Source organism: uncultured Methanospirillum sp., from assembly GCF_963668415.2.
Lineage (GTDB): Archaea > Halobacteriota > Methanomicrobia > Methanomicrobiales > Methanospirillaceae > Methanospirillum.
Genome location: NZ_CAXXDL010000001.1, coordinates 3,127,882 through 3,141,829 on the forward strand (window position 1 = coordinate 3,127,882; position 13,948 = coordinate 3,141,829).

The window sequence follows — 13,948 nt, forward strand, 5'->3', positions numbered from 1 at the left end:
GCGGACAGCCCCCGGGAACTGATTTCCCATCTCAAATGAGAATCTTTCCTATTCAGGTTTTGAGAGTTGAGAAACGACTCTCTTACGGATCACGGTGTGATACCGGGTACTGGGGTGATAATCTGGTGTGGGTACTATGCAGGAATGCAACGACCAGAAGAAACATAACTGTGATATGTACTGAGTCAATTTGTGTTCACCGCTTGATGGTATCAGCAGTCATGTTCGAATTCTTTCATACTATCTGGAGAGATGGATTTTATAATTGCCGAATTGATACAGAGATTGGTGTTGAAGTTGTCCAGTGAGAAGAATCTCACTGGGCAACCTCATTCGTTTCCATCTGGAAGAAAAGGACACATATATCACTTTATTCAGGCATACATTCCTGTCACACAGAGGATCAATTTTCGGCTTTATATCTCCATAATGAGATTGCTCTAGTAGTCCGATAGATGCATAAGCAAGGTAATAATATTGCAACACGCAGAATCCCCTAAATTATAACCCGAGAAGAAGAAACATATGAAGACACAATATGCGAATGGTTCTCTGTACCATTTCAGAGCAATCTTTCGTGGGAGATTATTGTTGTGAAAAAAATATATCAAACCAACGATTTTTGATCTGTCAATTCAAGGAATGTCCGGATTTGGTGACGATATTCTATCTAAAGATTGTACTAGTGGCCTTAATTTTCTCTCTTCTAATTGTTCTGGTGGGAACGGGGTAAATTCTTCATGTATAGGAGGTGAATCTGCATCAACCGCATGCAATACTGGACAACTCCCAAACGATAAAGGCAGTATGTGTTGGAATGGATCTACTGCAACTGGAAGAACATGTTTGAATGGTACTACCGTGTCTGGACAAAATGCGATGTGTGGCAATGGAGTAACTGGCACCCTATCTTTTGATTGCACCGATGGTCCAAATCCGAATTATTGTGTAAACGGTAATAACGACGTGGGGAGTTTCTCGTAGACTCTTCTACTGTGAACAGTGAGATAACCGGGTACTCTCCAAATCTTACACTCCCGGATCTCTATCCTTTACGACACCACCGAATATATCTGAGAAAAGGCAGATGCAATAAAACAGATCTGAGAGCATCTGTCCGAGGATCTGAAAGAGATCTTTTACCGGTGCCTTGTGAAAAATCCCTGTATCAGCCAGTGTATCTGGGATAACAGTATTTAATCAGAAACAAAAACTGATTGGGATAGGAATTCCTGATATACCAATAGATAATCCTAAACTCCTCTCATCTGGGGTAAAATTGCTGTTTGTAGGGATCAGTACCATTCTTCTTTCTGAGCATTGCCTTCTTCTTCATGCTGCAACCCTTGTCCACGATGGGCAGGCAGTTCTGTTAGCTGGTTCAAGCGGAAGAGGAAAATAAACATCAGTCAGGCGGGTTCTTCCACCCTGGTCAGCCCCCGGTGATGAGAATTGTCTTGTCATTCCTGATGGCTCCGGAGGATATCTTGTATCGGTGCTGCCAACCGCAAGTAAAATTGCAGCCGGAGAAGAGGGACTTTTTTGGAATCCGACCCTCGCATATCCACTGAAAGCGATCTGCATTCTCAAACAGGCTGATGAGGATACCATAGAATCATTTCCTCAATCGCAGGCAGCAGTCTGTATGACCAATTCGTTCAGTCAGGCGACCTGGAACCCGTTTTGCTTCATGGATAAGGAACTTCAGAACGAGATGAGAACCCTCAGTTTTGGGAATGCATGTTCTCTGGTCAAGAAGATCCCGGTCTATCTCCTCAGTGCTACGCTGACCAGCAGATTCTGGGATGTGATTGAACAGGAGATCTTCTCATAATAGGCAATCTCCGGGCTGAAGAGGGTCTTGAGATCATGACCGATGCACCCGAGATTATCAGGTAAGGATGTACCCTGTTTGAACTTTATCTTTCGGAGGTTCCGAAGTCTGAAGTAATTAAGACGATGGCTGCCCGGTACGGCGTAACCAGGACACCGTTCCTGAAAACGATCGTCCACGATGATCCGCTCGGGGGAAAATGTATCCTCTACGGGCTCTGTGTCCGGGTCTGCGATGAGATCATGGGTGCGAGTGCGATCAACTTCATCAACCGGGGACCGAGCACGGTGGCAAATATTCTGTTCTTTGAGGAGAATCCGGATTGTCAGGGCTGCAGGACCTGTGCAAAGGTCTGTCCCACCGGGGCTATCGTGATCGAGGATCTGGGTGATACCCGTATTATGAAATCATGGTCCGGAACAAGGATAAAACTCCAGCAGTGCACCGGATGTGGAATATATTTCGGTCCCCGTAAGCTGCTTGAGAAATCCCTGACACACCTGGATCCCGGGATTGCTGAAGAACTCAGACTTCTCTGTCCTGCCTGTAGAAGCAAGCGAATCGCAGTGGACGAAATCCGGGCAAAAACCGGTGGACTTTCGCATCATGCCAGATCCTGATCGAAAGACCCGGATCTATGAAACCGTTCATGAACTGCAGAAGCAGACTCAATCCCGGGATCAGGGATTCAGGGTGGTGATCACCGGAAAGGGTGGTGTCGGGAAGACCACGATCACGGCGATTCTTTCTCATCTTTTTGCCAGAAACGGATTTAATACGCTGGCAGTGGACGAGGATCCCCAGATGAATCTGCCCTATGCTATCGGTGTCCCGGTCACCGATGAGATCATTCCAATCACCCGGAATCTGAATTATATCGAGGAGAAGACGGGTGCTCGTCTCGGTGCCGGATGGGGACTGATGATGTCCCTCAATCCGGGTGTCTCCGACGTGGTCGAGCGTTTCGGGATGAAAGGGCCCGGCGGGGTGAACATCCTCGTGATGGGAACCGTGATTCAGGCTGCCACCGGCTGTCTGTGTCCGGAGAATACCCTGCTTGATGCGGTGATCCGGTACATCAATCTCCGGAAAAATGAAGTTATTTTACTGGACACCCAGGCCGGGGTAGAGCATTTCGGCCGGGTTCTTGCCCGGGGGTTCAGTCAGGCATTGCTGGTTACGGATCCGACGTTCAACGCGGTCCAGGTCGTGAAAAAATCAGTGCAACTGGCAAAGGATCTTGATATCACATATGTTCATCTCGTGGTGAACGGAGTGAGATCAGAGAAAGATATCGAAAAAGTGCATGAGATTTTAGGGGAGACGAAGGATCTTTTTTCCGGGATGTTTTACCTTCCGTACGAGGCCGAGATGCTGGAATGTGAGCCTGATGTCAGGGGCATCATCGGGACCGGGTCCGGGTTTGCTGAAGGTGTGGAGGAGATCCAGGAGGTGTTGGAGAGATATGGGGGGGATTAAAAAGAGTGAGTAAAAATTCGAAGTGAGGATTTTTATTCATCAGTATTTTTTTTTAATGATCAGGCAATAAGTCTCCCTTATCATATCCAATCTTATTTCCTCTTTAAATAATTAAATTTAATACAAATTTCTAGTATTATTAAAAGTTTTAAAATATTTATCCAAATTATTTATATGGTTACTGATGATTATATGAGGTGTATTGAAAGTGATAGTATAGAATTTTTATGATTGAAAAAAGTCGCAACGCATCAGCAACAATTAAGGGTTTCGCCTTTCAATTTGATGCAACAATTTTAAAAATTCTAGGATTGGAAAAAGATTCTTTTCTTACAATCGAGGGAATTGAAGATATAGACATTTTCTATTTTGATATTGAAAGTTATCATCAATGTAAATATTACGAATCAAAATCTCTTACTCCTTCAATTGTTCGTGAACCACTATTATACATGTTACAGGATTTCAAGGCTCGAACGCAATATAGAAAAGATAATGTAACCTACAATCTCTATTGTCACTTTTCAGATTCTAAACAAGATTCAAACCAAATTTCCTTAAATTTTTTAAATAAGATATTGATTGAAAAGAAAAAAAATAAAAGCACAAATAATTTTGAAATAATTAATCACAAATTAAAACTTGATTTATCAGATGATGAATTGGATCAATTTTTGAAAAACTTTAAAATAACAATTACTTCTCAATATGAGCAACATAAGCAAGAAGTAATATTTTTTTTATCTAAAGAATTTAATTGTTCAATAATGGAATCGCAACAATACTACTATCCAACAGCCTTTTCTTTAATTTTTAAATATGCGACAAAAAAGACAGTAAATGAGAGAACTATAAAAAAGGATGAATTTGTAAATTCATTAAATAAAACTCATATTTTATTCAATATTTGGTACTTAAAAGAAAAGAATACTCAGCAATATTGTTCTCATTTGCGTAAAAGTCATTTCTCATATACAAATAGGCCCAATTTTTTATTTTTCTTTATTTTTGAATTGTTACCGAAATATGACTTTATTGATCTAATACAAGTAATTACTTTAATAATCGACAAATGGGGTGGAAAAATAAGCCAGAATAAGCCTGAATCCGAGCGAAAAACACCAGTGATATATTTAAAAGATATAAGATTAAATGATTTACAGCGGATAAAAAACCAATTAATTGACGATGATATACATATTAATGATGGATATCCTCACAAACAATCAGACTTCCAAATAAAAAAATTTATGGAGTGTCCTAAAAATATTAATAAAAAACATATACGAATTATCGACAATTGTGATATTTTTCAAAAATGTATAGAAGAAATTTCCTTAACAAAAATTATTTATGAATTTTATAGGATAAATCCTTTGGAGAAAATAGGATGCGGAAAACACATTCAAATATACATTGAGAACTTAGAAATGATAAAATTAATTGTTTAAGGTTTTATGAATTGTGATAGTGACACCATCAATGCAGAAGTTATTGCGATAAATCCTGATAACATAAAAATCTCAATTTATAAAATCGAGGATTTTTCTTTAGCTGAAACATCTCTCAAAATAGGCTCTTATCTTCAAATCTTTGATAATAATAATGCTTCAATTATTGCAATAATTCAGAATTATCAAATTGAAATTTTTTTTGAATCTCAAACTCCACGACGAAGATATATCGTAGAGGCATTTCCGATAGGAATTTTGTATGAAAGTGGTCAATTTATCCGAGGGGGAGATGATCTTGCAATCCCCCAAAAACCGTTATACCCGCATCTAAATTAATTATCCAAAAGATATATGATGAATCTTGGAAAGATAAAGAAAAATTTACATTTTGTTCCTTGAACCGAGAAAAAACCATAGAAGTTCCTGTTAACGGAAATCGTTTATTCAATAAACATATCGCCGTTGTTGGTGCAACAGGATCTGGAAAATCATGTGCAATTGCAAAAATCATCCAAACTGCCTGCTCTTTAAAAGATAGTAATTTTTCAGGATTAAATAATACACATGTAATAATTTTTGACATTCATGGGGAGTATCTAACTGCTTTTCCTTCGGCTAATATAATCACTTCATCTGATCTTATTTTGCCTTATTGGTTAATGAATGATGAAGAAATGGATGAACTTTTTTTGGAGGTTGGTGATCGAAATAATTACAATCAAGCTTCTCTTTTGCAATCGATAATTACTGTAAATAAAAAAGAGAGTAATCCTACAAAAAGGGTATTTTATGATAGTCCTTGTTATTACGATATAAAAAAAGTAATGCAATGTTTTAGAAATTTACAAATTGAAACGATCTGTGCCAAAGATCCTACACGTGTAAAAATCGATGGTGTCGATGATAGATTTTTGTCAGATGAAGAAAAATATCTAAAATATTCTGAAAAATCATATGAATTTGCGCCACAAAAGAGAGACGAATTTAAAAAAGGGTCCTATTCTGATGGGACTATTGATAAATTCGTATCGAGAATTCAATCTAAAATCGCGAATCCTCGTTTAGATTTTATTTTCGGAGAAAAATCACGCATAACATGTTTTGAGGATGTTATTCGAAAATTAATGGGGTATGACAAATTACACTTATCTAATGTCACAATTTTTGATTTAAGTGGTATTCCTTTTGAAGTCTTAAGTATTACCGTCTCATTAATTACTCGATTAATTTTTGATTATGGATATAATTACCGTAAATTAAACGCTGAATTAAATAATCCTTTCTTGCTTATTTATGAGGAGGCTCATAGATATGTACCCAAAAGTGAATTAGTAAAATACCGTGCTTCGCGGTTATCAATTGAACGCATTGCCAAAGAAGGTCGAAAATATGGAGTGACCTTATTAATCTCAAGCCAAAGGCCCTCTGAAATTTCTGAAACGATATTTTCACAATGTAATAATTTCATAGTGATGAGAATAAGTAATCCCGATGATCAAAATTATGTCAAGAATTTACTTCCTGAAAATTTAGGAAATATAGTATCTTCCTTACCATCATTGGAATGTGGGGAAGCATTATTGATTGGTGATTCAATCATTATGCCTTCATATGTATACATTCCTAAACCCGAACCAGAACCCTTTTCAAATGATATTCCATTCTATGAAAAATGGAAAATGCCATGGGCTGAAATTCCTTTTGATAAATTGATGAATAAATGGTAAATTGAATGAGAAAATTAACCTAAATTTTCAAACATTTCGATAATCCGTTTAGTAACTGATTTCTCATCGGTTGATTCAGAAATTATCTCATTTTCTTCTTCATCTTCAGAAACATCTGATCTATATAAATTCTCTAATTCTGATTCTATATGTTCTAATTCATCCGTAATATCTATTTTTAGCTCTTTTGATACCTTTTTTAAATTATCTCGGATCTCTTCTACTTCACCGATGAACTTTCATATAAATACGCTAATGAAGAAGGAGGAGTGTATTCTTTTAGATAGTCACTCTTCCGGATAAGAATCCCTTTATAGGTTCCAATGAATTTTTCTTCTAATTCTTGATAATATTCTCCCATTATTAAATTAGGAAAAACTGTCCTCATAGAAAAAAAGAGTAAATAATCATCTAAATTGTAGATAGAATCAAATAGATATGTAATTATTTGCTTTTGAAAGTTCAAAATATCTATATTGGGAATCTGGTTTTCAATTAATTCTCTAGAAATTTGAATAAGAATTTTTTTATTCAGTTTAATTTTATCTAATTTATTACAAATAGTATAAATTTCTCTTTGAATAATATTGTTTAGTTTTTTGGAATTTATTTCTTTGGAAATTTCTATTAAAAATAATAATCTATCTTCCATAGTTTTAGAAGAAATAAAGGGAGTAAAATATAATGGAGTGATTAAATCAAACTGATTAATTGTTTGATCAACAGCTTTAGTAAAATTTTCAATAATTTTTTGTTCAATTTTGTTAGAAGATTCAAAAATTTTTAAAAGATATTGCCATATGTAAGTTAATTGTTCAAAATAGCATAATGAGTTTATTAAATCGTTTATTATATTTTTTTGAGAGGTGATATATATAATTACATAATCTTTGACAGAGGGATTTATGAATGATATATTGTTATCATCCCAAATTTTTGATATTTTAATAAATGAATTTTCTAATTCTCTCAATTGAATATAATAATCATCGCTGGAATATGAATGCAGATAGGTTTTCTTTTGATATTTAGCGTAAAAATAAAATGCTTTTTCCAATTCTTCACTTTTTATATTATGAGGCAGAGTACCCAATATTAGTAACAACCATTTTGATGGGTTTGGTAAGTTTCTGAAAGAATTTTCCCAAATGATTATAGGATTATCAAGTAATTTTACAAATTGGCTGCCAATGTTATTTTCTAGGTTGATTAATAGGATAACCTGTTCAATAATTCTTGGATTAAAATTTTGATGATTAATTATTTGGAAATATTCTTTGCGGAGAATAAAATTTTTAAATTTAGATAAAATTATGTTTGAGTGAAGAATATGTTTATACAGTATTTCTGCTTTTTCTTCAATTGAAAGATCAGAGGATGAAATGATAATTTTCACATTTTTTCTATTGATAAGGGTTAACTTTTCATATTGCTCATTTGCTTGGTTGTAAATATGTTCCCGAGTGGTTAAAAGAAATTTTTTTTTCCCTTTTTTGTACTATGTCTATAAAGTTGAGTAATCGATCCTCTTCATTTTTAGATAACTTTTCTATTATCGAACATTGGCCCAAAAAATCATCACACAAAAAAAACTGTGGATTTTTATTTAATGTTCTAAATCCTTCTTCAATATCTTTTGAAACTTGAATTACTTCATAATTTAAATACCGATAATGCAAAGATAATATTTTTGCGATGGTTGTTTTACCTACTCCAGGTTCTCCACTCACTATGCATACATTATTTTTTCCTATTGCATTTTTTATTTCAACATAATTATTTGTTCGAACAAATCGTTTTATGAATGAATTAATTTGATCGATTCCAGATTCAGTAAAAAAATAGATATTTTGGTTTAGAATTTGTTGGAATATTTGTTCACTAATATACCACAAACTTGGAAAATCTTTAACGATATCTTCATATTTTTGAAGTAAACTTTGAATATCATCAAAACCATATATGTCCTGCTTGCCAATACAAAACGGTGATAATATTTCAACCAATTCTTCAGCATTTCCAAAACTTAATGGGCATGAAGTAAAAACAATATACCTCTTAGGTTTGTGAATCTTAATTTTCACTGTTTCTTCTTTTTGAAGTATTTTTCTTAATTTACTATAACCTGATTTAAGATAGTGTTTACATTGAACTATGATCTCTCCTTCTTCATCAGATAAAACACCCCATGCATCAACTCCTAAATCTGGACCTTGTTTATATTTTTTTAAAGATATTTTTAATTCTTCTTGTAGAATTCTTTGTGCCAGAGATTCAAATTCCCTTGGTGAAAGGGATTTAAGATCATATTCTGCCATTATAGATCCATATAGAGAATCGGATTGAACATTTATACAAGTACTTAATTTGTTTTATTGACCAAATTTATATAATTCGTTAAGGGTAAGTATAAATATCTGGATTAATTGTAAAGATATAATAAATAAAATAATTACTCTAAAAAAAGCGAGAATTCCCATCAACTAAAAAATTGAGCATATATGCATGAGTTTATATCCTTAAACATAATGAATCAATTTAAATTATTTATAGAAATTATCGTTTAAAATTTGATGAGGAACATAATTACCTTAAGGCGGGAGAATTGAGGTTAGAGCGGGACCTCCCGCCTAACTTTTAACCCCAAATCAGGACTGAAATACCTATATCTAAAAAATAATTAATTTTAATAATAATAGGGCGGGAGAATTGGGGTACAGAGACCACCTCCCACGTGTACCTGAAGTTACTGTGTGTGTATAGATCCCGCTCTCCCGCCCGGAAGTGTAACAGCACAAGGGTGTCCGTCCAATCACGGATCGGAGTGATTAAACAGAGCGGGATGCTCCCACCCTAACAATGTATCTTCCCGCCCACCAGAGTGATGAGGAGGGGATCGATCTCCCATAGGTTCCATCATGGTTTGGAATCTTCTCTTGAGATCCCAACTGAGCAATCAGAAATCAGGGAGATCATCGAAGTACGGGAATCAACCTGAAAAAACCCACATGGTGCTCTATAATACTATACTAAGCGACGGAATACTTTATTAATAATGCCGGATGAATAATACCCTATGCGTAGGTTAACCGTAATTAATGCCCAATCAATGGTAAATTTGCTTCAAAATGAAATTCATAGAAATGACGAGTCAAGATATGATCACCGTTTGCACGGAGTCTTGCTCGTTGCTTTGGGATACTCTTGCTCTGAATCAGCCAAAATGTTAGGCCATACTGTCACTACAATAGAAAACTGGGTAAATCGCTTCAATAAAGGGGGATTCAATTCATTAAGGGATGAAATCCATACTGGACGTCCTCCTTCTCTCTCTGAACCTCAATTGAATGATATTCGTAAAGATATTGTTCAGGATCCTAAAAATTTAGGGTATGATCAAAATCTCTGGGATGGAAAACTTCTAAGTCATCACATATTACTCCAATATGGTATCACTTTAAGCGTAAGACAATGTCAAAGACTCTTTCATAAAATGGAAGTTAGACAGAGAAAACCACGACCTATCAGTTCTAAAGTTGATAAAAAGAAACAAGAATGTTTTAAAAAAACTACGTCAGAAGATTCAAAGCAGGAAATATGAAGTATGGAGCACAGATGAATGTCACTTCCAGCAAAATGGAACGAGATGCAGGATGTGGATTCCTAAAGAGATCAAAAATCCCACTGTAAAACAAGAACCGACCCGACATAAAATAAGCGTTTTCGGCACTGTCAATAATAACGATGGAAGATTTGTGTATAGCATCAATCCGGTTTTTAATGCCCAAACTTTTCTTGAACACTTAAAGCAAGTATAGTATCCTGCATTTGCTTTTATAATAATCAATTATTCAAACTTGTTCAATGCCGATATTGGGTCAGAACACGCTCAATATATGGCAATATAAGAATCATTATTCTAATTCTTTTTGCAGCACACTATAATTCAATTTCGGGCCAAGAAAAAGAAAATTTTACTCATTATCGATAACGCAAGATACCATCATGCGATATTACTGAAACCCTGGCTTGAAGAAAATAAACGGAAAATAGAACTCTTCTTTTTACCGCCATACAGTCCGGAGTTGAATCCCGTAGAATTAGTTTGGAAGGAAACTCGGTATTCTGAAACACATAATCGCTATTTTCCATCCCTACAATCATTGTCAGGATCCATCACCGGGGTATTTGAAAATTGGAGTATGCCTAATGACTCATAAAGATCATTATGCAAAATTAATTATGTCGTTTAGTATAGTAGAAAAATGGGGAAGTCTACACATAGACAAGATCCTGCATGATGGAACTACGAAGGAGTGGGTGAAGAGCTCCGGATGAAGTGAGGTCTACATCTCTCCCGAGCAGTGAACGTAATTCGTTCTGGAGGTGTACCAAAGTAAAAAATCCGACAGGAACGTCAAATTCGACAAGAATATCTATATCACTCTGTTCATCTAACTTATTTTTTACCGCAGAGCCAAAGATTGCAATCTTCGAGATATGGTATTTTTCCTGAAGTAAAGATCGATGGAGATTGATAACCTCTTTCACCTCATCAAAGGTATCAACCCGGTGCATACCATATATTGAACGTTCTGGGTAATCAGGGTATTTGGGTACATGAGAGTGCACGATATACTGTATTAGAATAACCGAAATAAAACAGAGATTATTCTTAACCCGACGGGAAGAGTCATTACGGAAGGCGAGATCAATTGGGGGATTCCAGTGATTTGCTCATCATTGACTATTCTACTGAAAAAACCCGGATCTAACATACTCCCGGCGAAAGGGATTCCAGATAATGATCATCGGAAAGGTGGTGAATCTCAATGTTCTTCTCATAAAAATTATTCGGTTGTTAAGGTCGCATTGTGAAAAATATTACTCGGGATGAAAATTCTGCGGAATATCGGGTAAAAAGTATCTTACCCACAAATTTCCACGATGAGCCTAAATTTTCATCATTTACCCTTTCTCTAAAGAAAAGACTTGGTATTGTCTTTTCTAAGGTAAATAACAATTAAAATATATTCAATAAGTATCAAGAAGGAAAGACCAATTGAAATCTCTTTTAAAAGATCAGCCAAAATAGTTACTATTCCAAGTAAAACAATAAATAGTTCTAATTGATGGGTGTGAAGTAAAATTGATTTAATATTTTCTGCAAGATCTACATTATAGGCAAAATCGAGAGATTCACATATACTATTTACGTACTGGATCTTATTTTTTAATACACTATTAAACCTTATATAATCTTCTTGCGAAAAGAAACCTCGATATAGATCTAAAAAAACAAAAGCAGAATTTCCAGTACAAATGAAGTCTCTTCGCTTGTTCATTGTCAATTTTAAATATTGTTCATTCAAAGGGGAATTAGATATTTCAAAAGAATCTGCTGCACTGATAAATTTAAATAAAACATCTAATTCTTGTTGATATATAGAAAAAATGCTTTTAATTATTGTTTGATTCGGAAAAGGGGATCCAATTAGTTCATTATCAAGGATTAAAGGTTTAATTTTTGTAGGCCTTATTATAGTGGAAAAAGATAATTCAAAATCTCGAAAAATTGTATTGATTAATATTGTAATATTTTCAGAAGCTTTGAAATCATCACGTATTTTGTCTATAAAAAAACAAAAACATCCGTTTTTATCATATTTTTTTAAAGTAAGAGTAATAATTTCATCAACAGAATTTGCAGCGTCGTAAATTTTAATATTGGTAAGAAGAGGGAATTTTAATTCTTGAAAACTATACGTAATGTAAGATTTTTCGTTATCATCAGTGGAAATCGAGATCTCTTTTTTATAAATCCATTTGTCTAGCTTTTCATCGAAATTTATATCCTTCGGGTGAATTATATCTTGAGGTGAAATCCATCCAATACAATTCATTGGATCCTATCCTTCATTAAAAAGTCTACCTAGATATGTAGTTTTTGCCGTTATTTTTCGTTGATTTAGACTAATTCCAATGTGAATCATTCCCAGATTTGCTAGTTCTTCAATTATAGATTCATCATACTCTTGTATCACTTGTCCAACATGATATTTTCGTAAAATTTTCATACTACGATCTATGTTTATTTTTGAGTTGATCATTTTTTTCCTCTCTTTCAGAATAAAAAAAATTTAGATAATAAGTGATTTGTTGAAATTCTTTTAAATTTTTATCACACAGATCAAAAATTTTTGTTAAATTCTCTAATTTTTTCTTTGATAAGTTTTCATTTGAGATTATTAAATCAATCATATCTTTAATAAAATGCTCTAAATTGACAGTAATTATTGTTTGCATTTCTTCCGAAAAGGCATTTATGATATTTGAACTATTTTCTAAGCCTTGTTGGTATTGAAGTAATTTTTGCGGAATATTAATATAAGACTGTATAAATGTTCTAGTAAAAATTAGGCACCCATTTGTTTGCCTGCGAAATAATATTGCTATCTCAAATCCATCTTTCAGAATCCCAAATTTAGAGATGATTAAATTATGCCTATTTAGGTGTGTAAATATTCTTTTAATATGTTGTATTGCCAATTTTTCATAGGCCTCATCGTCAGTCATTTCACAGTTTGAATAAAATACTGGGTTTATATAATCTGGATAAATGGGCTCAATTGGTTCATGTTCCCAATTCCATCCATAACCCCCATATTTACCTATGAAAGCATTGAAATGTTGCCCATAAATCTCGTTAATATTAATAAAAGCCTCTCGAAGTAAATATTTTTTAATATCGAAATAATCACTATTATAGTCCACACATTCTAAAGTAATAAACCCTTTTTCATCAAATGTTTTTATTAGGATTTCAATCATAAAAACAAAAAAATTATCTTGCTCTGGATCTTGGTGAAATATGATTATTTTTTTAGGAGTTTGGTCATTTGAGGTATCAAAAAAATAGATAAAGATAGCCAGATCTGATTCTTCTTTAATATCCGAGGTTTTCTTTATTCTAAAAAAAGAAAGATGAGAATTAATTAATTCTTTATATTGGGGGTCAAATTTATTAGGATCAATATATGGGTTAGAATCTTTCTCAAAATGGTGATTGACTTGTTTACAATTTTTAAAGGGATTATCTATTAAAATATTACCTAATATATTTTCAATCCATCCGAAACATGATTCAGAAGGATTATTATTCATTTATTTTACCTTTTTCATCCCTTTTAAAAAAGATAACCCTGAAGTAGTAGTGATGGCTGTTGGTTTTTTTTCTTTTAAACTAATTCCTCGTCGAAGAAATCCCACAACACAGAGATCTTCAAGAATTTGAGAATCATTAGGCTCAATGATCTTACCCTGTTGATATTCTTCTAAAATTCTGAGTTCTTTCTGAAGTAAATTTTCTTCAGTAGTTTTACGCATAACAGATAGAGTCATAAAATCAATTCCATTGAGTGAGAGATAATGCCATCGAATTTCACTTATTTTCA

12 protein-coding genes and 2 pseudogenes are annotated in these 13,948 nt (G+C 34.0%); 8 read left to right on the plus strand and 6 right to left on the minus strand.

Translation table 11 applies throughout. The features are described from left to right. Window positions 1–1,332: 1,332 nt before the first annotated feature. Window positions 1,333–1,464, minus strand: a complete 132-nt coding sequence (locus ACHZA2_RS14785; RefSeq protein WP_319580340.1) for a hypothetical protein — start codon at window positions 1,462–1,464, stop codon at window positions 1,333–1,335. A gap of 31 nt (window positions 1,465–1,495) precedes the next feature. On the opposite strand from ACHZA2_RS14785, the gene ACHZA2_RS14790 reads away from it, so the two are divergent. The 6 genes from ACHZA2_RS14790 (at window position 1,496) to ACHZA2_RS14815 (ending at window position 6,494) form a co-directional block, all read left to right on the plus strand. Further along, on the plus strand, window positions 1,496–1,834 hold the full coding sequence (locus tag ACHZA2_RS14790; protein WP_319580341.1) for a hypothetical protein: 339 nt from the start codon (window positions 1,496–1,498) through the stop codon (window positions 1,832–1,834). Between the two features lie 125 nt (window positions 1,835–1,959). Beyond that, window positions 1,960–2,454, plus strand: a complete 495-nt coding sequence (locus ACHZA2_RS14795; RefSeq protein ID WP_319580342.1) for a 4Fe-4S dicluster domain-containing protein — start codon at window positions 1,960–1,962, stop codon at window positions 2,452–2,454. Next, a complete protein-coding gene (locus ACHZA2_RS14800; RefSeq protein WP_319580343.1) occupies window positions 2,441–3,313 on the plus strand; it encodes an AAA family ATPase in 873 nt (290 codons plus the stop codon). Before ACHZA2_RS14795 ends, ACHZA2_RS14800 begins: the two co-directional genes overlap by 14 nt. Window positions 3,314–3,540: 227 nt before the next feature. Continuing rightward, a complete protein-coding gene (locus tag ACHZA2_RS14805; protein ID WP_319580344.1) occupies window positions 3,541–4,764 on the plus strand; it encodes a DUF4297 family anti-phage-associated protein in 1,224 nt (407 codons plus the stop codon). A 6-nt stretch (window positions 4,765–4,770) separates the two neighbouring features. Continuing rightward, a complete protein-coding gene (locus ACHZA2_RS14810) occupies window positions 4,771–5,103 on the plus strand; it encodes a hypothetical protein (RefSeq protein WP_319580345.1) in 333 nt (110 codons plus the stop codon). Window positions 5,104–5,162: 59 nt separating this feature from the next. Beyond that, window positions 5,163–6,494, plus strand: a complete 1,332-nt coding sequence (locus ACHZA2_RS14815) for an ATP-binding protein (protein ID WP_319580346.1) — start codon at window positions 5,163–5,165, stop codon at window positions 6,492–6,494. 220 nt (window positions 6,495–6,714) lie between these two features. Here ACHZA2_RS14815 and ACHZA2_RS14820 read toward each other — a convergent pair. Then, window positions 6,715–8,812 (minus strand): annotated as a pseudogene (locus ACHZA2_RS14820) (restriction endonuclease). A gap of 758 nt (window positions 8,813–9,570) precedes the next feature. On the opposite strand from ACHZA2_RS14820, the gene ACHZA2_RS14825 reads away from it, so the two are divergent. Continuing rightward, window positions 9,571–10,095 carry a helix-turn-helix domain-containing protein gene (locus ACHZA2_RS14825; RefSeq protein WP_319580349.1) on the plus strand — a complete coding sequence of 175 codons (525 nt, stop codon included), beginning with the start codon at window positions 9,571–9,573 and terminating at the stop codon, window positions 10,093–10,095. Further along, window positions 10,031–10,714: pseudogene (locus tag ACHZA2_RS14830) on the plus strand (transposase). The gene ACHZA2_RS14825 and the pseudogene ACHZA2_RS14830 overlap by 65 nt, the downstream one beginning before the upstream one ends. 55 nt (window positions 10,715–10,769) lie before the next feature. Here ACHZA2_RS14830 and ACHZA2_RS14835 read toward each other — a convergent pair. From ACHZA2_RS14835 to ACHZA2_RS14850, 4 genes are all read right to left on the minus strand, one after another. Continuing rightward, entirely contained in the window at window positions 10,770–11,072 is a 303-nt protein-coding gene (locus ACHZA2_RS14835; protein WP_319580350.1) for a nucleotidyltransferase family protein, read from the minus strand. 401 nt (window positions 11,073–11,473) lie between these two features. Continuing rightward, window positions 11,474–12,397, minus strand: a complete 924-nt coding sequence (locus tag ACHZA2_RS14840) for a hypothetical protein (RefSeq protein WP_319580351.1) — start codon at window positions 12,395–12,397, stop codon at window positions 11,474–11,476. A gap of 175 nt (window positions 12,398–12,572) precedes the next feature. Then, window positions 12,573–13,658 carry a hypothetical protein gene (locus ACHZA2_RS14845; protein ID WP_319580352.1) on the minus strand — a complete coding sequence of 362 codons (1,086 nt, stop codon included), beginning with the start codon at window positions 13,656–13,658 and terminating at the stop codon, window positions 12,573–12,575. Continuing rightward, the gene (locus tag ACHZA2_RS14850; protein WP_319580353.1) at window positions 13,659–13,895 is read right to left on the minus strand and encodes a hypothetical protein; all 237 of its coding nucleotides are present in this window, start codon (window positions 13,893–13,895) and stop codon (window positions 13,659–13,661) included. Window positions 13,896–13,948: the final 53 nt, after the last annotated feature.